At 59.1% G+C, this 20,546-nt stretch carries 13 protein-coding genes; 10 read left to right on the top strand and 3 right to left on the bottom strand.

Annotated features, from left to right (window positions below; all coding sequences use genetic code 11):
• Positions 1–220: 220 nt before the first annotated feature.
• The 10 genes from XX99_RS10375 (at position 221) to XX99_RS10330 (ending at position 14,931) form a co-directional block, all read left to right on the top strand.
• Complete coding sequence (locus XX99_RS10375) at positions 221–2,494, top strand: GumC family protein (RefSeq protein WP_050059250.1); 2,274 nt, start codon at positions 221–223, stop codon at positions 2,492–2,494.
• A complete protein-coding gene (locus tag XX99_RS10370) occupies positions 2,481–3,419 on the top strand; it encodes a polysaccharide biosynthesis/export family protein (protein ID WP_050059249.1) in 939 nt (312 codons plus the stop codon). The genes XX99_RS10375 and XX99_RS10370 overlap by 14 nt, the downstream gene beginning before the upstream one ends.
• Positions 3,420–3,564: 145 nt before the next feature.
• The gene (locus tag XX99_RS10365) at positions 3,565–4,917 is read left to right on the top strand and encodes an O-antigen ligase family protein (protein WP_156185911.1); all 1,353 of its coding nucleotides are present in this window, start codon (positions 3,565–3,567) and stop codon (positions 4,915–4,917) included.
• Positions 4,914–6,200, top strand: a complete 1,287-nt coding sequence (locus XX99_RS10360) for a flippase (RefSeq protein WP_050059247.1) — start codon at positions 4,914–4,916, stop codon at positions 6,198–6,200. The genes XX99_RS10365 and XX99_RS10360 overlap by 4 nt, the downstream gene beginning before the upstream one ends.
• Before the next feature lie 199 nt (positions 6,201–6,399).
• On the top strand, positions 6,400–7,278 hold the full coding sequence (locus XX99_RS10355; protein WP_050059246.1) for a glycosyltransferase family 2 protein: 879 nt from the start codon (positions 6,400–6,402) through the stop codon (positions 7,276–7,278).
• A gap of 93 nt (positions 7,279–7,371) precedes the next feature.
• The gene (locus XX99_RS10350; protein ID WP_050059245.1) at positions 7,372–8,454 is read left to right on the top strand and encodes a glycosyltransferase family 4 protein; all 1,083 of its coding nucleotides are present in this window, start codon (positions 7,372–7,374) and stop codon (positions 8,452–8,454) included.
• 7 nt (positions 8,455–8,461) lie between these two features.
• Entirely contained in the window at positions 8,462–9,628 is a 1,167-nt protein-coding gene (locus XX99_RS10345; RefSeq protein WP_156185910.1) for a glycosyltransferase, read from the top strand.
• Positions 9,629–9,721: 93 nt separating this feature from the next.
• Complete coding sequence (locus XX99_RS10340; protein ID WP_050059243.1) at positions 9,722–11,599, top strand: acyltransferase family protein; 1,878 nt, start codon at positions 9,722–9,724, stop codon at positions 11,597–11,599.
• 29 nt (positions 11,600–11,628) lie between these two features.
• Complete coding sequence (locus XX99_RS10335; RefSeq protein WP_050059242.1) at positions 11,629–13,305, top strand: glycoside hydrolase family 28 protein; 1,677 nt, start codon at positions 11,629–11,631, stop codon at positions 13,303–13,305.
• A gap of 51 nt (positions 13,306–13,356) precedes the next feature.
• On the top strand, positions 13,357–14,931 hold the full coding sequence (locus tag XX99_RS10330; RefSeq protein WP_156185909.1) for a hypothetical protein: 1,575 nt from the start codon (positions 13,357–13,359) through the stop codon (positions 14,929–14,931).
• Positions 14,932–14,945: 14 nt separating this feature from the next.
• On the opposite strand, the gene XX99_RS10325 is transcribed toward XX99_RS10330, so the two are convergent.
• From XX99_RS10325 to XX99_RS10315, 3 genes are all read right to left on the bottom strand, one after another.
• Entirely contained in the window at positions 14,946–15,842 is an 897-nt protein-coding gene (locus XX99_RS10325) for a hypothetical protein (protein WP_082125440.1), read from the bottom strand.
• Between the two features lie 115 nt (positions 15,843–15,957).
• A complete protein-coding gene (locus XX99_RS10320) occupies positions 15,958–16,878 on the bottom strand; it encodes a hypothetical protein (RefSeq protein ID WP_050059240.1) in 921 nt (306 codons plus the stop codon).
• A gap of 250 nt (positions 16,879–17,128) precedes the next feature.
• Complete coding sequence (locus XX99_RS10315) at positions 17,129–20,446, bottom strand: CHAT domain-containing tetratricopeptide repeat protein (RefSeq protein WP_156185908.1); 3,318 nt, start codon at positions 20,444–20,446, stop codon at positions 17,129–17,131.
• Positions 20,447–20,546: the final 100 nt, after the last annotated feature.

Raw genomic sequence — 20,546 nt, 5'->3', positions numbered from 1 at the left:
TTGCACGAGCGCATACGGGGAATACAAAGCAATCGATAAGAAGCGGTTTCCCCCCCATTTCTCTTACGCGGCTACCAGCTCGAAACCGCGGACATCGTCAGGAACGATCGAGTGTCAGAACGCTACTCAGGCCGGTCGAGCACCGACACCCTGCGCTTTTGCTCCGCAGGTGTCATGTCTCATGTGGTACCTAAATTTTTTGCGGTAAGGAATTCAAACCATGAATAGCTATCTTCTCGAAGCTCCGCCCTCGGTGGAAGCCGGGTTAACGGTCAACGATATTTGGAAGGTCGTTCGCCGCCGCAGCCGCGTCGGGTTTGCGATCCTCGGAACGGTAGTTCTGCTGGCCGCGATTTATTGCGCCGTGACTACCCGGCGTTATCAGGCGAGCGGCATCGTTCAGCTGCAGAAAGAGAGCGCAGCGGGACTCAACATGGCGGATATCGATGGAGCTCCGGGAGCGGCCGCGGCAGCGGACGACGCTTTGGCGGCAAACATCAACCTGGAGACGCAGGCCGGGATTCTAACCTCGGACACGCTGGCCTTGCGCGTGATCAACGATCTGGACCTGGAGCACTCACGCGACTTCCAGCCGCATTTCAATCCCATCGGCGCAGTCCTGGGATTGTTTGCGTCCAAGGATGCGCCTGAGCCGGCGGGGCTTTCGCTTGAAGATTCACCGACCCGCCGCACTCGCGCCATTCATACCTTTGAAAAAAATCTAGACGTCAAGGTTCTTCCCGGCACGCGACTGATTGAGATCGACTACACCAGCTCCGATCCCAAGGTCGCAGCGACGGTGGTCAACCATCTTATCCGCGGACTGACCGATTACACCTTCCAGACCAAGATGGCTTCGACGTCGGAGGCGGCGGGCTGGCTGACCGGACAGCTGGCTGATCTTCGCAAGCAGAGTGAAGACGAGCAGGAGAAGCTGGCCGCGCTGCAGAAGCAGACGGGCATCTTCAGCTACGGCACGGACAATCAGGGCAGGGAGCAGGTTTACTCCGACGTACTGGATCAGCTGCAGCAGTCGACGGCGGCGCTCTCCGCTGCGGACTCCAATCGCATCCTGAAAGAAGCGGTTTACAAAGCAGTCAAGAGCGGCAATGCGGAGCTGATCTCGGAGCTGAGCGGCAACTCGGCGGCGGGAACTGGTCCGGCGGTGAACACCGCCTTGAACCTGATCCAGAATTTACGTCTGCAACAGTCCACGCTGGAGACGGAGATTGCGAGCGCCGAAAAGCATTACGGGCCGGCTTATCCGAGAATGGCTGAACTACGCGCCTCGCTGGACAAGACCAACCAATCGATTGCAGACGAAGTAACCCGCGTTTCAGAGCGCGCGAAGACCGATTACGATGTCGCGCAGCAGACGGAAAACGAGGTGCGGGCGCGGTATGAGGCGAATCGCAGAGCGGCCGATCAGTTGAAGGATAAGACGATCGACTATTCGATCCTTCGCGAAGAGGCGACGCAGAGCCGGAACCTGTACGAAGACCTGCTGCGCAAGCTGAAAGAGGCTGGCGTGCTGCAGGGATTGAAGGCTTCCGATATCACGGTCGTCGATCCGGGGCGCGTTCCCGCCAAGCCGAAGAAGCCGAATGTGCCGCTGTACATGGCGATCGCGGCTGCTGCTGGATTGCTGCTGGGATTTGCGGGCACACTGGTCGCCGAAGCGGTCGATCACCGGATTCAGACCATCGAGCAGGTCGAGCGTTTGCTGGGTGCGCCGCTGGTGGGGATTCTTCCCAAGTACGGCAAGGATCGCAACGAGCTGGACAGCCTGCGCCAGGTGCGCACGCTCGATGCTCCGCGCTCGGCATACAGCGAAGCGGTGCGCGGACTGCGCGCGACGCTGGTGCCGGCGAGAAGCACGGCTGAGCCGCCACGCGTGGTGGTGGTGACCTCTGCGAGTCCTGAAGAAGGGAAGAGCCTGACAGTGAAGAATCTGGCGGTGAGCGTGGCCCAGCAGGGCAAGCGCGTTCTGCTGCTGGACGCCGATCTGCGCAGGCCGGCGGATCAAAAGGGAGTGGAGTTCTCGGGCAAGCACGGCTTGAGCCAGCTGCTTTCGGGCGAAGATGCGGCAGCAAGCATCGTTCAGGTGGATGGCATGGCGAACCTGTTCGTTCTGCCCGCGGGGCCGGTGCCAAACAATCCTTCGGAGCTGCTCAGCTCGGCCAAGATGGGTAAGTTGATCTCGGAATTGCGGACGCAGTTCGATCTGATCCTGATCGATACTCCGCCGGTGCTGCCGGTGGTCGATGCGCTGATCCTGTGCGAGTTGGCGGATTCGACGCTGCTGGTGGCCAGGCATGGAGTGACGCCGCAGGCCTCACTCAAGCGGGCTTATCAGACTCTGCTGACGCGCACTCCGCGTTCGCAGATAGGCATCGTGCTCAACGGCGTCACGATGAACTCGGACGCGTACTACAGCTATTACGGGCAAAAGACGGCTCATTACTACATGGAGAATGTGAATGAAACTGCATAATATCGCTGCTCTTTGTTTGATTTGCCTGCTGGCGTTTGGCGGGCTGCGATTGACGGCGCAAGAGAGCCTGCTAATCGCGCCTGGCGATATGGTTCACGTCACGGTGCTGGAAGCGCCCGAGCTCGAACAGCATTCGCGTGTCACCGACGCGGGAGAGTATCCGCTGATTATGGGCGGCAACGTCAAGATCGCGGGCATGACTCCGGAGAAAGCGGCGGAGGTCATTGGCCGGTACATGCTGAACGAGCATTACCTGGTGGATCCGCGGATTTCGGTCACGGTCGAGCAGTATGCGGCGCAGAATATTTCGATTCTCGGCGAAGTGCGGCTGCCCGGCGCTTATGCGGTCACAGCTCCGAAGACAGTGGCCGAGGCTCTGGCTCTGGCGGGCGGACTGATGCCGGATGCGGATCGCAATGTCGTCATTCAGCGCAACGGCACGGGCGAGATGATCACCTACTACTCCTCGAATATGCCGACGGTGATTCCGGACTCGGTGGCTGCGGGTGTGAAGCCGAGCAACGCAGACGCGCTGCGGCGCCGCGACACCATGGTGTATCCCGGCGATACGCTGCGTGTGGCGCGTGCGGAGATGGTCTTCGCACTTGGAGACCTGCTGCGTCCGGGCGGATTCCCGGTCATCAACAATGACTCTCATCTCACCGTTCTGCAGCTGATGTCACTGGCCGGCGGAGCAAACAAGACAGCCGCGCTGGGGCATGCACGGCTGGTTCGCAAAGGGCCGGACGGCAAGCTGCAGGACATCAAGCTGCCTTTGGGAGATATGCAGAAGGGCAAGAAGCCGGATGAGGCGCTGCAGGCGAACGACATTCTCTACGTCCCGTTCAGCTTCGGCAAGAACGCAGCGCTGGGAGCGGTGGGTATTGCCGCAGCTGCAACCGGTGCTGCTGTCTACGCATTCTGATTTTCGATTCGCCGCGGTTCGGCTGTCGCTTAGAAGCAATAGATTCGGGAGCCCGCGCATCAGGGACGTTGTGATCTCTCAGCTCTTATAGAGGGACTTGTTCGCCTAGCAAGCGTCGCTGCAATTTTTTTCGAAGAGGTTGGTTTTGGCTACCATTACAGCTCCACAGTTCGCGCCCTGGGCGCAACCGGAAGGTTCGGCTCGGACCAGAGGTGAGACATCGGCGTACAGGCTGGTGGTGACCTGGGCGCTGATGTTTCCGCTGCTGTTCTTTGCGGTTCGCGGAGCTTTTTCCTTTCAGTACGCAAGCGGGAACAACAGTGAGACGGGGATGTACGGATCGCTGGTGAGTCCGGATTCAGGAAATGGGTCGGCTGCGCATTCGGCCGAGCTGTTGGCCTGCTACGGAATCATCTGCCTGGCGATTGTCCCTTTCTGGCGGCAGGTGGCCAGAGCCTGCTGGAATAACAAACTGTCCCTGATGTTGCCCATCTGGGCGCTGATGTCGGTGGCCTGGTCTCAGGAGCCGAAGAGGACGATCATCTTCGCGATATTTCCTTTGCTGGGGGCGATCTTCGCGCTGTATATGGGGGTTCGATTCAAGCCCCGGCAGCAGATGCAGATCATGATGCTGGTGGGAGTGCTCGCGACTTTGGGTAGCTTCCTGGTGACTGCAGTCATGCCCAGCGCCGGTGTGGACCATAAGAACGCCATGATCGGGCTGGAGGGCATCTATCCGCAAAAGAACATCTGCGCGATGGTCACAATCGGCCTGATGATTCCGGCGTTCTACTACCAATTCCGAGGGCTGTCGGCTACTTTCAAACGCTTTGCCTATCTGGGGCTGGGGGTGGCGTTGGTGTTGGCCACCACGGCACGCACCGGCTGGCTGATGCTGATCGGCTGCCTCACCTTCGTCTACCTGGCCAAGTCGCTGCGGCGCGTGAAGCGCATCGAGCGGCTGATGGTGGTGTTGTTCCTGCCGGCGGGCATCGCCTGCACCGCGTGGCTGGTATACACGTTTCGATTTGAGCTTCTCGCCCTGATGGGGAAAGAGGCCACGCTGAGCGGGCGCACCATCATCTGGCACGCAGTGTTTCTTTCGATCCTGAAAAGGCCATGGATCGGCTATGGCTACCAGGCTTTCTGGATCGGCTTCAAGGGCGAGGTGATTCACCTGGCCATGGCGACCAACGATCCGGGACTGAACAATGCCGAGAACGGCATCCTGCAGCTTTGCCTGGAAGTGGGTCTGGTCGGGCTTTTGATTCTTGCCGCTATTCTCTTCCGTGCCTGCAGAAACGTCATCCGCTGCTACCGCTCCGATACGCCGGAGCATATCCTTTGGTACTCGACGATCATCTTCATGGCCTTGATGGCGGTTTTGGACGGAGATAAGTTCATGCTTCCGCACTCCCTGGAATGGCCAATGCTGATACTGGCTGATGCAGGCCTGGCCCTGCAGGCGAAACGCCTCCGAACGGCGTCCCAGGCATGAAGAGATTCATCGATGAACAGCTGGAGAAGCTGAAGGCGAGCTCTCTGGCTCGGAACACGGGCTGGATGCTGCTCGGACAAGGGCTGGGGTTTCTTTCCCAAACCCTTTACTTTGTACTTCTGGCGCGGCTACTGGGAACTTCGCAGTACGGCATCTACGCCGGCACGTTCGCATTCGTGTCTCTGGTCGCGCAGTACAGCTCGCTCGGATCGGACACGGTCTTTCTTCGCTACGTGAGCGGCAAGCGGGAAAACTTCCAGACATATTGGGGCAATGTGCTGATCTTTATCTGCACATTGAGCATGGTTCTGTCGCTGCTGCTTCACTTTCTGGGTCGGTTCATCCTGAATCCTGAGAGTGCAGCGATCGTGTTTCCGTCCGCGATCGGGGTGTGTTTCAGCACCCAGATCGCATTTGCCGCGGGACGCGTCTTTCAAGCCTTCGAGCAGCTGCGCGTTACCGCCATGATGAACCTGCTGACCAATGTGCTCCGGCTGATCACGGCGTTCATCATGGTCTTTGTTCTGCACCATGCGACGGCGCGGCAGTGGGTGATCGCATCGTTATTCGTGTCGCTGGCCGGGGCGATCGTGGCGGTCGCCACGGTGACGATCAAGCTGGGACTTCCGAAGTTTGCGCCGGGGCTGATCCGCAAGCATGCTGCAGAAGGCCTGCAGTACTCGTTCTCGCAGTCGACATCCTCGGCTTATAACGATCTCGACAAGACGATGTTGAGCCACTACGGGATGAATGAGGCGAACGGCATTTATGCCATGGCCTATCGCGTGGTGGAGATCGCGACGATTCCAATCTTCTCCATTCGCGACGCAGCGATGCCGCGCTTCTTCATCGAGGGCTCGAAGGGGATCGAGCACTCGTACAAGCTGGGAAGATCGCTGTTGACCAAGGCGCTTTGGCTGGGCGTGATTTCCGCAGTGGGGATGTTTTTTCTCGCTCCCATCATTCCGTACATCGTGGGCAAGGGCTTCTCGGAGAGCGTGAGCGCGCTGCGCTGGCTGTGCCTGATCCCGTTCTTCCGCAGCATTCACCAGATGACGGGGGCGGCGCTTACCGGCGCGGGGCTGCAAAAATATCGAACCGCCAACCAGTGCATCGCAGCCGCATTTAATTTCGGATTAAACCTGTGGCTGATTCCTAAATACGGCTGGCTGGGCGCGGCCTGGGCCAGCCTGCTGACGGACGGCGCCCTGGGCATCATGAATTTTACCGTTGCAACACGACTGTCGCGCTCCGCTGTCAAACCGTCAGCGGTCGTGGCATGAATGTCCAGAGACGAAAGTCTCCTCTTGTGCTCTCCATTGCCTTTCTGGAGACGCACTTCAACTTTCAACCAGGTCTTTCGAGCTGTTGGGGGGCGGGGCTGCTGATATCATTATTGCGATGACGCGAGAATAGATCGCCGCCATTCCCCCTTCAGCAGCGACTTCCCCCCTGATATTGATTCTTTTACGAGGTGATATTTTGCCGCGATTTTCGCTGGTTATCTCGACGCTCGGCCGAAAAGATGAACTTCGACGGCTGCTGTTTTCCGTGGTGCAGCAGAGTTTTCATGATTACGAAGTGATTGTTGTAGATCAGAACGACGACGAGCGGGTAGCAGAGGTTTTTGAGGAGTTCCCAACGCTGGCGGGCTGGAAGCACATTCGGTGTTCTCCAGGACTTTCGAAATCACGCAACCTGGGAATTTCCTGGGCGACGGGCGAGATTATCGCTTTCCCCGACGATGATTGCTGGTACACGCCGGACCTGTTGGCGAATGTCGATCGGTGGTTCCGCGACTCTAAGGGCTATTCGATTTTTGCAGTAGGCGCCGAGGACGGGGACGGCATTCCGAGCGGCAATCGCTGGATTCAAGCGAAGTGCGATCTGCATCCGGTGAATATCTTTCGTACGACGTTCTGTTCCAGCCTTTTCATCCTGCGCAACGAACGGTTCGAGGGAACAAAATTCGATGAGAATATCGGCCCTGGATCGGGGACCATCTTCGACTGCGGAGAAGAGACGGATTTCGTCTTGCAATTGATGGATCGCGGGCTTCGCGGGCGCTTCGACCGGACGTGGCATGTCTGCCATCCACGGCGGGACATGTTGAGCGGCAGCATCTCCCGGCGAAGGGCCGTCGGTTATGGCCGTGGAATGGGAGGGGTGCTGCGCAAGCACTCGCTCTATTCGGTTTGGATCGGGCTGGTGCTTTACGACTTCTTCCGGGCGCTGATCGTGGCCGGACGGGGCAAGCTGTCGGCTGCGTCGCTTTGCTTCGCGCATGGCCAGGGCGTGATGAGCGGATTCTCGGCGAGTGTGACCCCGGACATAACTCTCAAACAAGAGGTCAATCTGTAGGAGCTGTCTCATAAGCGGGTGCATGAGACGGCATCAAGTGTCTTTGGACCTCCTGAAGGGGGCCCCATCCGGAGGCAGAACTTCGAAGATGCTATGGCCAGCAGAGAAAAAAAATTGTTATTTCTCGACTTAGGCGGATCGATGGGAGGCGTGGAATCCTACCTGATCAGCCTGAGTGGGATGCTGCGCGACTCCGCCGCGGTGTATGCGATCTGCGTGTTGCCGGAGCTGGCGGCGCGATTCAAGAACAACGGCGTGAATGTGTATCTGCTTCCGCGATTCGGAGGCGCAGCGAAGCCGCTGCGTTTTCTGGTCGCTTTTTTTGTGATCGTTTATGTCATCCTGTGTCATCGCATCGACGTGCTGCAGGCGAACGGATTTTTGGAATCGGTCTTTATTCTTCCAGCGAGATTGCTGGGGCGCGAGGCTCTCTATACGCGGCATGGTCCCTTCGAGGATGACTTGTATACCTGGTACAAGGATCCGTTGCGTTATGCGCCACGGCTGCTTTCGAAGCTTTGCGTGCGCTTTGCGTCGCATGTGATCTGTGTTTCGGAATCCGTCGGCGACGTGGTGAAGCAGGTGATTCCCGCGGAGCGTACCACGGTGATTCCCAATTGGGTGGCGCAGATTCCTCCTTATTACGACCGCTTCCTTCGCGATAACGGTGGGCTGCGGGTTCTCTATGTGGGCAGATTGGAGAAGTACAAGGGGCTTCAATTACTGATTGAAGCGCTTCGCGGCGTGCCCGATGTGCGTCTCACGGTGTTAGGCGATGGCGGATATCGCAAGGAGCTGGAGGGCATGGCGTTGGGCATGAACGTGGAGTTTGCCGGATTCCAGAGAGAGACGGAGCAGTACTACGCAGACGCCGACGTCTTCGTGATGCCATCTCTCGGACCGGAGGGCTTGCCGATGGTGACCATTGAAGCGATGGCGCATGGGCTGCCTTGTCTCTTCAGCGACCTGCTGGTGCATCGGGAAATTACCGGCGAGGGCAAGGCGGGGATGCTGTTTCGCAGCGGAGACGCCGATGATCTGCGTGAGAAGCTTCTTGCGCTGTTGAAGGATGCCACGCTGCGCCGCTCGCTTTCGCTTCAGGCTTACGGCATGGTGAAGCAGAAGTACAACCCCGAGATCGCGCGCCAATCCTATCTCTGTGCGTTCGGTCTGTGAGGCGGCCTTGAAGAGAGTACTCGTTTTTGCGGAGCGGATGCTGCCCTCGACCCAAACCTTTATCCCGGTTGTGGTCGATGCTTTGACCACCTTCTCGCCGCAGTATGCCGGCTTGATTCCTGCCGAAAAGAACTATCCGCTGAACTCCGCGCCCATCCTACTTACTTCAGACCGCAGCCTTCGCTCGCGTGTGAGGCGCGAGGCGTATCGCTGGACGGGTGCGTCCCCGGCCTTCCATCGGCGCATCGCAAAGACGAATCCCGACATTCTTCATGCGCACTTCGCGGAGAGTGCGGGATCGGCTGTTTCGATTGCGAAGGCTCTCGATATTCCGATGATTCTGCATCTGCGCGGCGGCGCGGAGATGCACTCCGATGATGTGCTGCGCAGCAAGCTGTTTCAGCGGCCTTATCTGCGCTGGCGGGAGCAGCTGTGGCAGCGTGCATCTTTGTTTCTCTGCGTCTCGGAGTTCATTCGCAGGAAGGCGATCGAGGCGGGTTTTCCCGAAGACAAGCTCCGCGTGCATTACACGGGCATTGAGATGAGCCGCTTCACGCGGTCGGAGCCGGTACCGGAGCGGGATCGCAACCTGGTGCTGTATGTGGGACGGCTGGTGAAGTACAAGGGCGGCGATCAGCTGCTGCGCGCGATGCAGATTGTTCGGCGGACGAATCCTGAGGCGCGGCTGGCGGTGATCGGCGACGGCGAATTTCGAGCGCATCTGGAGGCGCTGGCGGCGGAGCTGCAGGTTCCGACTGAATTTCTTGGAGAGAAGCCGGCAGGCGTGGTGCGTTCGTGGCTGGAGCGGGCGCGTGTCTTCTGCGGGCCGAGCGTGACTTTGGAAGACGGCATGAGCGAGGCTTTCGGCAATGTGTTTACCGAGGCTCAGGCGATGGGACTACCGGTGGTGAGTTATCGCCATGGCGGCATTACCGAGACCATGCTCGACGGGAAGACGGGCCTGCTGGCTGACGAATACGACTACCAGACTCTGGCCGCCAATCTCAATACGTATCTGCGGCACGAGCAGGCATGGGAGAGCGCGCACGAGTTGGGAATGCAATGGGTCCGTGAGAACTTCGACGTGCGGGTGCAGACGCGGCGGCTGGAAGAGATCTACGACGAAGTGATTGCTGCTTACGCGCCCAGGCGCAGAAAAACTATAGCGGTGTAGGCGCGGCTAGCCGGCCGCATTCTCACTGCGAGGCTTCAAGAAAATATGGAATCATCCACCGCTACCGTGCATAGCAAACCAGAAACGACACGGATGCAAAAACTCACATATCGGGCGGACATCGATGGGTTGCGAGCGGTCGCGGTGCTGCTGGTGGTCGCGTGCCACTCGCGAATCCACCTGTTCAGCGGCGGTTTCGTCGGTGTCGATGTCTTTTTCGTGATTTCCGGATTCCTGATCAGCTCCATCATCCTGTCGCAGATCCAGTCGGGCAAATTTTCTCTCACCGGGTTTTACGAACGGCGCATTCGACGCATCCTGCCGGCGCTGGTGGGCGTGATTCTGGCGACCAGCCTCCTGGCGTGGCGATTTCTGCTGCCGACCGAGATGGAAGATTTCGCGCGGTCTCTGCTGGCTGCCATCTTCTCCGTCTCGAATGTCTATTTCTGGACGCAAACGGGATACTTCGATGCGCCTGCCGCGTCGAAGCCTCTGCTGCATACGTGGTCACTGGGCGTGGAGGAGCAGTTTTATCTGCTCTTTCCACTGTTGCTTTATTTTGTGCGCAGGGTTTTTCCTCGCCGGCTACAGAGCTTGGTAATTGTGCTTGCCGTGGTTACATTCGTCGCAAGCGTTGTACAGACGTCTCGCGCTCCGTCGAGTGCCTTCTATCTGGCGCAGTATCGGGCCTGGGAGCTGCTGCTGGGGACGATCCTCTCCATGCAGATTTTGCCGCAGCTGACGCATCGCTGGCTGCGCGAGGCTGCATCGGCAATCGGTTTGCTGCTCATTTTCTTTGCGGGCGTGACCTATACGCTGCTGACGCCGTTTCCGGGCTTCAGCGCGCTTGCTCCGTGCCTGGGAGCTGCGGCCATCATTGCCGCCGGGCAGGCGGGTACCTCGATGGTGGGACGGCTTCTCTCCACCAGGCCGATGGTCTTCCTCGGGCTCATCTCCTATTCGCTCTATCTGTGGCATTGGCCCATCATCGTGTTTCAGGGCCTCGGGCACATCCTGGTGGGCACCGGATCGGTGCGCAGCATTCAGTTGGTGGGCGTGATCGCATCGCTCATCGCGGGATACCTCTCGTGGAGATGGATCGAGCTCCCGTTCCGCGGTGGCAAGCTGAAGCTTTCCGGTGCGCCGCTGTTCGGCGCGGCTGCGGCTGCGGTCGCGTGTATTGCGATTGCAGCGGGGAGCACACTGTGGGCGCATGGTTTTACGTCACGCTTTTCGCCGCAGGTTACGCGCATTGGCGCCTATCTCGATTACAAATCCGGCTATCGCGAAGGGACCTGTTTCATCAGCACGCACTATGCCTATGGGAAGTACAATCCATCGGTCTGTTTGAGTGCGGTAAGCGGCAAGAAGAACTATCTTTTAATCGGAGACAGCCATGCCGCGCAGCTCTGGTATGGGCTGGCGCACGTATTGCCGGATGTGAACGTGATGCAGGCCACGGCCTCGGGCTGCCGTCCGGTGCTGCGTAATACGGAACACTCTTCCTGCACGCAATTGATCGATTTTATTTATTCGTCCTACCTACCGTCGCATCACGTCGACCAATTGCTGCTGGCGGCGCGGTGGGAGCCTCAGGATCTTCCGCAGCTTACGCAGACCATCGCATGGGCACAGCAAAATAATATTCCGGTAACGCTCTTCGGTCCCATCGTCGAGTACGATACGGCATTGCCCGGACTGCTTATCTCCGCTCTATCGAAGAACGATCCATCGATTCCGGCGCGTCATCAGTTGACGGCTTTTCGGCAGCTCGACGACAAGATGCAGCAGCTGGCGGATAGCCAATGGCACGTCCGGTACCTCTCGTACTATCGAACGCTTTGTCATGCGGGGCGGTGCGTGGAGTATGTAAACGGCGATGAACCGCTGCAGTTCGATGTCTCGCATTTGACCGATGATGGATCGATCTTTGCCATTCAACGATTCGTACAACAGGGCCAGCTTCCCTGAGGATCTACGCTCAGGCGCACAAGGGAGATATGGAAGAGAAACAGTCGCTGATCGATCGCCGGACCATGTTGAAGCGCACCGCCGCAGGAGCGGCACTTGCCGCTGAGTCGCTGCTTTCTCCTGCGCGGAGTTTTGCGCAGCGTGCGGGGCATACGGTGAATCCGCGCTCGTTTGGGGCCAAGGGAGACGGGCAGACCAAAGACACGGCTGCACTGCAGCAGGCTATCGATAGCTGTGCTGCGGCGGGTGGCGGAACGGTTCTCATCCCGGCTGGCACCTATGTTACGGGCACGCTGGTGTTGCGCGGCAACATCACCTTTGAAATGCAGGCCGGCGCGACGATTCTGGGAAGCACGAATGCCGATGATTACACGCTGCCTCCGGAGATTGCCGCGCTACATGGCGCGCAGGGGGGAAAGCATCTGATCTTTGCTTACCGGGCCGATAACCTGACTATTCGCGGGCCGGGCGTGATCGACGGGCATTCTTCGGCATTTCTGGCGATGACGGGCAGACCGCAGCCCAAGCCCGAGGATCTGTGGAAGGATGTGATCGCGTTCGAGAGGGCGCGCACGGTCCGCATCTCTCCGATGGTCGAATTGGTGTACTGCAACAATCTGCGCGTGGAGAACGTTACGCTGCAGAATGCGGCGGGATGGACGCTGCGGCCGGTGGGCTGCAATTCGGTGACGATCGAGGGCGTGAAGATTCGCAATCCGATCGACGCCTCGAACTCCGACGGCATCGATCCTTCGTGCTGCCAGGATGTGCTGATCAATAACTGCGACATCGTTACCGGCGATGACGCCATCTGCGTGAAGAGCTACAACCAGTACGGCACAAATACCGTATGCCGCAACGTAACGGTTACAAATTGCAAGCTGCGCACCTGCTGCAATGGGCTGAAGCTGGGCAACGAGGGACCGGCGGCATTTGAAAATATCGTCTTCAAGGACTGCGAAGTGTACAGCGGGGATGTGCCACTGAACGAGAGGGTGATCGCGGGCATCGATATCGAGATGAGCGAACACGCTTATGTCGATGGGGTGACGGTGTCGAACATTACGATGAGCAATGTCCGTACGCCGATTTTCGTTCGATTGCAGGGACAGAATGGGCACAATCCACGACCGGCGGAAGGCAGTCTGCGGAACATTCACATCTCCGGGATCAAAGCAACAGGAGCCAGCCTGACATCGACGATTACAGGAAGCCCGGGAGCGATGATCGAGCAGATCAGCCTGAGCAATATTCAGATCTCGACGGACGAGCCAGGCAAGGAAGAGTGGGCGCACGCGGATGTTCCCGAGAAGACAAATGGCTATCCGGGCGCGGTCATGATGGGCCGCCTGTCGTCGTATGGGCTCTTTGTCCGCCATGTGAAGGGCTTGCAGCTACAGAATGTGGCGATCCGGTCGTCGGCGCACGATCCGCGTCCCATGCTGATTTGCGACGACGTGCAGGCGCTTAACATGACGGGTGTTTCGGGCAGCGCGAGCAGCCCGCAGGAGCCGTTTATGAGCCTGAATAACGTGCAGTCGGCGGTGATTCACCAGAACACTGCGCCGGCAGGCACGGCTGTCTATGCGCATATCTCGGGCGCGGAGTCGCACAACATCCGGATCATGGGCAACGATCTGCGCCAGGCTTCGCAACCGATTCAGGTTTCCTCCGAAGTTCCGCCGGATGCGGTGATCCGTTCTTAATAGTGTTCGATAACAGTTACAAATTAACAAAAGCAAAGGTGGAACGGGATTTTGAATGAGCGGGCAGGGAAGTGGTGCGGGGCCATCTACGTGGCGATCGTATCCACCGTGGCGTTATTTTTCAGGTTTCGCTTCGGCGGCGATTTTCTCGCTTTTTACGAAGACGATTTCTTCTATTACCTGAAGGTCGCCCAGAATATCGCCGCACATGGCGTCTCCACCTTCGACGGCATTCATCTGACCAACGGCTATCATCCGCTGTGGATGGTGGTGATGGTGGGCGCGTTCAAGATTGCGCCGTCGGGCGGGTTCTATCTGTTGCAAGCCATCTCAGTGTTGAGCGTGCTGTGCGTGTATTGGTTCTCGTACCTTTGCCTGCGCATGGAGCAGGACTGGATCAAGAGCTTGTCTGGTGCGGTGCTGCTTGCCACCTTCTCGGTGGTTTTGGCGAGCACGGGGATGGAAGTGATCCTGACCCTGCCGCTGGTGTTGCTGTGGATCTGGTATCGGCTGCGGCCCGAGTTTCAATGGACCAATGCGCAAGTTGTCGTTTGGGCGCTGCTGGGGAGCCTGGTGGTTTTATCCAGACTGGACGCTGCATTCCTGATTCTTCTGGTGTTCGTGCTGGATGGGCTGGGACAGCGCTTCACGCTCAGGCAATGGGTGGAGCGCGGCGGCATCTACACGCTTGGCTCATGGCTGGTGGTTGTCTATCTCGCCTTGAACATCTGGATCTTTCATAGCGCTACGCCGGTCTCGGGAAAGGCGAAGCAGCTTCGCTGGCACCATTGGCCATCGCTCTCCAGCATCAAGTCCTTCTTCTTTCCTCTCACCGAGCGCATCCATATTGAATTGAGCGTGCCGGGAACGATCGCTGCGATTTGCGTGCTGATGCTGCTTGTGGTTCCAGCGTTGGGCAATCGTTCGCCGAAGCGATTCCTCTTCTTCGGCCTCACGGCGTTTCCTTTCTTCTATATCTTTCTTCTTTCCTGTCTTACCGACTGGCCGAATGGTGGCTGGTCCTGGTACGACTACATCTTCGTCTTCCCGATTTTCTCGTTCATGTTTCTCTTCCGATGGCCGGGCAAGCGAGTTTTTGCCGCGCTGGCAGTTGCGATGGTGCTGCTGCTGAATACGGCGATTGCGGCGAAGCTGCTGACGCAGGTTCCAGAGCCGGGTGGGGTTGCGAAGCAGGGCAGCTACGGCGTTTACGCGACGGGCAAATGGCTCGCGGAGTTTTCTCAGAGCCATCCCGGGAATTATGCGATAGGGGACAGGGCGGGCGCGCCTGGATATCTCATGCACGAGCCTGTCATGCAGTTGGAAGGCCTGATGATGGATGCGCAGTACCTGAAGGTTTTGCGCACGCAGAGGGATTTGAACCAGGTGCTGCGCGACTATGACATCCGCTACTACGTGAGCACCAATGCCAAGCTGGATAACGGCTGCTATGTGACGTCCGAGCCGGCGAAGGCGGGCAAAGACTCTCCGAAGATGACGGGGCGATTCTGCAGCGCGCCGATCGGGAGCTATCGCTACTTCTCGCCGGGGAAATCGGGCGGCGCTTTCACTACACTGGTCTTCGATCTGCGGCGTGAGGCTGCTCTTAGGAGACCCGCGAACTGAGGCTCAAACTGAGCTTAGGAGCGGAGCAGGGCGAGATCCTGCGCTGTATATGTCGCTTGAATCTGCGTGTCATTTTGTGCGGCGTGCACGTTGGAGACAGCGAGGCCCATATCTTGCGTATCGGGGAGAACTGGATAGTTGATCTGCCAGGGATGGACCTGTCTGATCTTGTAGCCAGCGCGAATGGCATTGACGTGCAGCCATAGATCGTCCGCCTTGGGGCAGACCTGCTCGAATTGCCTGCCCATGGCTTTGAGCGTGCTCAGAAAGGCCGGAGGGTAGAGGCAGCCGGAGACGCCGGTTCCGAAGTTGCGGTATTCGGGTCGATCGGTGCGGCAGCGTCCCCATGTGGCGTAGGGCGCGAGCTGCTCGCCTGAGAACCTGATCTCGTGTGCGCGATAACAGCTCACCACTGCGGGGTTCGTGGCATATCCGCGGGCCAGGCCCTGCAACCAGGAGGCGGCGTAGACGGTGTCGTCATCGGCGGTGACGAGTGGTTTGTCGAATGTGTTGGTCGATTGCAGATAAGGGAAATATTTGGTGTGGGGTCCGAAGTTTTCACTGAGAAGGATTTCGAGGCCGCGGTCCTGGAGACGTTTGAGGCCGACGGGGAGATTGCGGAGGGCCGGCTCGTCGTCGAGCCAGAGGATCATGCGCGAAGGGCGCAGTGTTCCCGCGGCGATGGACTCGATGGTGAGATGAACGGTCTGGATGCGGCGTCCGTAGGTGGTTAACGAGACGATGGGGCCGTTTGCGCGGACGGGCTTGCGGGACTTTTCGTTGAGGCTAGCCAGGCGGCTGAGGTTGAGCTTGGTCTTCGCCATGTCCCATTGCTGCAGGTCCAGCCATCGCCGCTGGAATTGTTCTCCGGCTAACGTGTAGAGGGATGGCTTCGATGCAGAGGAACTCATTCTTCTCTTTTATCTGAAAAGAGCGTGCAGCTGAAATGGCGAGGTAGTTGCACGGGGACTTTCGTGATGGTGATTGGGCGAGCACACTGCAGGTCCTTCGACTCGCTCTGCTCGCTCAGGATGACAATACAACTTGGAATCGAAAGCTCAACGATTCATCCTGGCTAGCGGAACGCAGGGTTAAGACGTACGCTCCTAATGGCAGCAACTCTGCGGGCAGCTGAACGGTCAGAAATGGGCTTCCGGCATGGGTGAGGCTGGGTTTTTGCCACAGCGTTTTTCCTTTGGCGGAAGTGAGCACCGCGGAGTAGCGGCCGGGTGGGATGTCGGTTTCGCTGGTCAGCTGGAGCTTCATTTCCTTCGCGCCCGTGGGGATAGTGATGGTTTGGACTGCGTGCTGGTCGCGGCTTTCGTCCGCCAGGAGCATTGCGGTGAAGACGGGCCCGGCGTTTGCGTGTTTCGGCTTTGTATCGGTTGCGGTTACAGAAGGAGCGGGCAGAGTTTGTCCTGCTGCGGCTGTGGTTACAGAAGGTGCGGCAGCTTTGGTTTGCAGCGTGGCTTGCGCGGGCTGGCTGATGCGGTGATCGAAGGGGCGAAAGATGGCGATCACGGTCAGAAACAGGAGACAGGCCGCCGCTGCGGCGAGGCTTGTTTGAAAGAACGAGAAGGGCGGCGAGAGGCGGGGAAGAAAACTCCTGCGGCGCTTACTCTCCAACGTGAAATGCGATGTCTGCATGACCTGGCGCAGGGCGATTGCGGAGCGCAGGCGCAGCGTGTTGTCAGGATGGCGAAGAGCCCATTGGCGAATGGCTTCGCGTTCTTCCAGACTCAGTTCGTCAGCGGCGTAGGCGTCGATCAGATCGGAGACGACCTCCTGTACGACGTCCACAAAGTTGGAGGTGCCGATGAAGCGGCGGTCGAACTCCAACAGGTCGTCTTCGGAGAGCGTGCCTAAAATCGAGCCCCGCGCCAGCCGCCGGTCTTCCTGCTCCTGCGTGTCCTGGGGCTGATTTTCGTGGGGATTGATTGTTTCCACGCTCGATTCCTTCGCTTCGCCAATACTAGGAGTGTCAAAGTTCGATGATTCATCATGCGGTCGGCATGGTCAAGTTTGTGCGGGGGCCTCGCAGGGGATCGAGGATGCGTTGAGTTAACCTTTCGCGCGAGTGGGAAAGCCAAGCGTTCATGGGTTCGCCCACCTTGTCAGGATTCTTCCTCCCTTTCGTCGTCAGAATGACAGTTTCGAGTAAGTTGTGAATGTTCGCTGGACACCATAGGAAAATGCTCTATTGCTGCCAATCGCCGAGCAGGATGAAGGGCGCCCAGAAGTAAGGCGAATGCCAATTTTTGCTATGCGCCAGAGTGCGCTGCGCACGAGCCAGGGCGGCGGCCGGGGAGAGTCCCTGCTTGAGTAAGCCTTCGTAGAAGTTCTCCATCAGAGCGGCTGTGGCACGGTCGTTGACGTTCCAGAGCGTGGCCAGGACTTTGTGGCTGCCCGCATAAGAAAACGCGCGTGAGAGGCCGATGACGCCTTCTCCGCGCGTTTTTTTTCCCAGGGCAGTGCGGCACGCGCTTAGTACGACGAGGTCGGCGGGCATGTGCAGCTTGTAGATGTCGTGGACGCGCAGGAATCCATCGATCTGCTGGCCGGATGGGTTCATGAGAGACAGGACGATGCCGGAGAGGTCGGGGTGGACGTCGTCGACGAGCGCGTGCGTGGAGAAGTGCACGATGGTGTAGCGGCTCCAATCGGTATTCAGCACGGCATCGCGGTTGGCGTCGAAATCGAGAGCGATCTTGCGGTCCCGCTCGGGTAACAGTTGCCCGATGGCCTGGGCCTCTTCGCGGGAGTAGGAGAGGCGCGGGAACTGATCGAGGCCGAGATCGCTGGATGAGCGGGTGAGGGCGTCGCTGTTTATGGGAGATGCTGGTGTGCGAGCTGAGTTATCGAGACCTTTCTCTAATGCCTTATCCACTCGGGGGTCGTCAGGACTGAAGACGGGATCGGCGAAGACGGCCAGCACCGGATGAGGCGAGCGGTTCTGGTTGCGGCGCAGCTCCGGGAGCAGGGAAGCGGACGGCAGATAGACGACCTGATGGGTTTCGATCAGCGGCTTTCCGTCGAAGGGGAGCGCTTGAAAGGGCAACGACGAGAGCGGCCCTTCGGCGACGATGACGACGCTGGTGTGCTGATGGAGTGTTTGCGCGCCGGGTTGAAGCAGGAGCCGTTCGAGTGCGATCCCATCCCGCTCTGAAGCTTGCTCGGCTTTCTGGATGCGCAGCTGGCGGGTTTCGGCGGTTTCATTCGGTACTGCAGTGTTGCGTGCCGTGAGCGCTGCGTACAGGGCAGAGGATTGGGTCTGCAGCGCGGATAACGAAGGTAGGCGGTAAGTGGTTGTCGATGTGGAAGTGATGGCCCAGAGATAGCTTTCCTTTTCACCGAGCCAGTACTCGAGCAGAACGGCGTTCGGGTCGAGCAGATGCTGGCCGAGATCGCCGGCGAAGATGGTTTTGCCGCGAACGAGCGCGCCATATCCCGAGCCCTGGGAGCGAATCTCGTTTTCTACCGCGTCGTATTCGCCTCCTAACGAGAGGAGCTGGGTGCGGATGGCCGGAGCATCTTTCTCTTCGGCATCGGTCAACTGTTGCAGCTTGGCTTCGATCTGGTTGGAGAGCTCGCGTTCGCGCCCGATGAATGCGGGAGCTACTCCGCGATCGGTCTCGACGCCGCTTTCGTGGAGGGTATCGAGAAGAGAGCGTGCGCGGGCACGCTCGCTGATGTTGAAGGCCGACGCGGCATAGCTCTGGCCCGGATGCAGCCGGTCCATCTGCATAAGCAGGCTGATGTAGAAGTCATAATAGTCGCGTTGGTTGTCGAAGTACGAGGTGCGCGATTCGGCACTGCGAATGCCGGTGCGGCTGGATTCGATGGTGCTGACTGCGGATTCGATGTCGGTGCGGGCCTGCTCGAGATGCCCGAGCATTCGCTCGAGGCGTGCGCGATCGGCCATGAGATGCGCCTGCTCCCGCTTGTCTAACGTGGTGGCGTCGAGTTTATCCGATTGCTCGAATTGTTTTTGTGCGGCATCTGTATCGCCGGCAGCGAGTGCGATCTCTCCAAGGCTGCGCAGGCAGGCGGCTTCGATGGAGCGGAGGTTGAGCTTCTGCGCGAGAGCTAGGGCTTTCGATAACGCCTCGACTGCGTTGGATTTTTGTCCGGCGGCTTCGTAGCTCTCCCCCAGCTCTTCGAGAATGCTGGCGCGTTCGCGTTCGAGGTCGGTGCCGGTGAGGAGATCGAGTGCGGCCAGATGCATCTTGAAGGACTGCGGGTAATCGGCCTGCGAGTAGGCGAGAAAGGCTTCGCCGTCGAGAGCATAGGCCTCGCCCATGGGGTCCTTGATCTGTCGCCATAAAGCTACCGACTGGTCGAACGCGGCTTGCGCCCACGCGTATTCTCCCAGCTCGGTATAGATATTCCCGAGGCCGTTCAAGACGTGGGCGTGGGTGGTGGGATTTTTTTCGATTTCCGGAGATTGAATCGCCTGACGGTAAGCGTCGAGGGCCTCCTGCAGATCTCCGCGCGAGAGGTGAATGTTGCCCAGCTCTTCGAGCGAGGCCACGAGGCCGCGTTCGTCGTGGATGGAGCGCGCCTCTTCGAGGGCCGCAGTCAGCTCTTCCAGCGCAAGGCCGTTTTCTCCCAGAATGCGGTGCGCGCGCGCGGAGTTTTCGTTGAGGATCTCCTGATTGAGGGCGTCCTTGTTGCGGGCGTAGAACTTTCGCGCCTCGGCATAGGAGGAGAGTCCGCGATCCAACTCGCCCATGGAGGCGTAGCTATAGCCGAGCATCTTCCAGCACACGGCAGTGCCGGCGATGTCGTCCGGAGATTCGGGCATGGCGACGGCCTGGAGCATCAGGTCGCGGGCTTGCGCGAACTGCCGTGTTTCATACGCGAGACGGGCCTTGAGATAGAGCGCGCGCCGGATCAGAGGTCCATCCTGAATTTCTTTTGCGGACGCGAGCGCCTGGTCCAGGACGGGAGAAGCAGCGGCGCGCGATTCGGCGGTGGCTTTGCGGCGCAGCTGGTCGCCTTCGGCCAGCTCATCTTCCGCGTTCCCGCGGGTGGTGTCAGACGCGCTGGCTGGCCTGGGCGTCTGGGCGCTGAGGGTTAGCGTGCAATCGGTTGACGTCGAGAGGCAGCGCACGCGGATCTCTTGAGAGCCGGCGGCGATGAGCGTGAAGGGGATTGCGGAGTTCCTTCCGGAGTCATTGCGGCGGATGCTGTGCGGCTGGCGGGCGGGATCGAGCCAGAGGGCTCCAACCTCGCCTGTCGTTTGCAGGAGACGCAGAGAGGCGACATCGCCTGCGTTGAGGGAAATGGAATAGGACGCGACGGATTGAGGCTTCAGCGTGTCGGTGAATTCGCCTGCGGTGGTGAAGACGCGCGTGATTGTTGGAGTTGGATCGAGGTAGGGCGAGAGCGGGGAGGGTTCGATCTTCTGCTGCGCGAGGACGGGGAATGCGAAAACGGGGAACGCGAAAACAGCTGCGAGAAGGCAGTTGGAGAGGCTGCGAAGAATTCCGTTACGGACAGCGAAATCGGGCAAGAGCACCTAGGCTAACCCATGGCCGGAGATTGAGATCAGCCGAGCGGGGAGCGATTCGGCCCGTAGTTCAGTAGCTTGTCCAAACTTCAGCGACGCGGGT

The organism is Silvibacterium bohemicum, from assembly GCF_001006305.1.
Classification (GTDB): domain Bacteria; phylum Acidobacteriota; class Terriglobia; order Terriglobales; family Acidobacteriaceae; genus Silvibacterium; species Silvibacterium bohemicum.
This window is presented reverse-complemented; position numbering and strand designations above follow the sequence as displayed.

What these genes read in the sequence shown, in the direction of transcription:
- XX99_RS10335 (WP_050059242.1), top strand. Translation starts at nt 11,629, where the DNA reads ATGGAAGAGAAACAGTCGCTGATCGATCGCCGGACCATGTTGAAGCGC.
- XX99_RS10340 (WP_050059243.1), top strand. Translation starts at nt 9,722, where the DNA reads ATGCAAAAACTCACATATCGGGCGGACATCGATGGGTTGCGAGCGGTC.
- XX99_RS10360 (WP_050059247.1), top strand. Translation starts at nt 4,914, where the DNA reads ATGAAGAGATTCATCGATGAACAGCTGGAGAAGCTGAAGGCGAGCTCT.
- XX99_RS10375 (WP_050059250.1), top strand. Translation starts at nt 221, where the DNA reads ATGAATAGCTATCTTCTCGAAGCTCCGCCCTCGGTGGAAGCCGGGTTA.
- XX99_RS10370 (WP_050059249.1), top strand. Translation starts at nt 2,481, where the DNA reads ATGAAACTGCATAATATCGCTGCTCTTTGTTTGATTTGCCTGCTGGCG.
- XX99_RS10325 (WP_082125440.1), bottom strand. Translation starts at nt 15,842, where the DNA reads ATGAGTTCCTCTGCATCGAAGCCATCCCTCTACACGTTAGCCGGAGAA.
- XX99_RS10350 (WP_050059245.1), top strand. Translation starts at nt 7,372, where the DNA reads ATGGCCAGCAGAGAAAAAAAATTGTTATTTCTCGACTTAGGCGGATCG.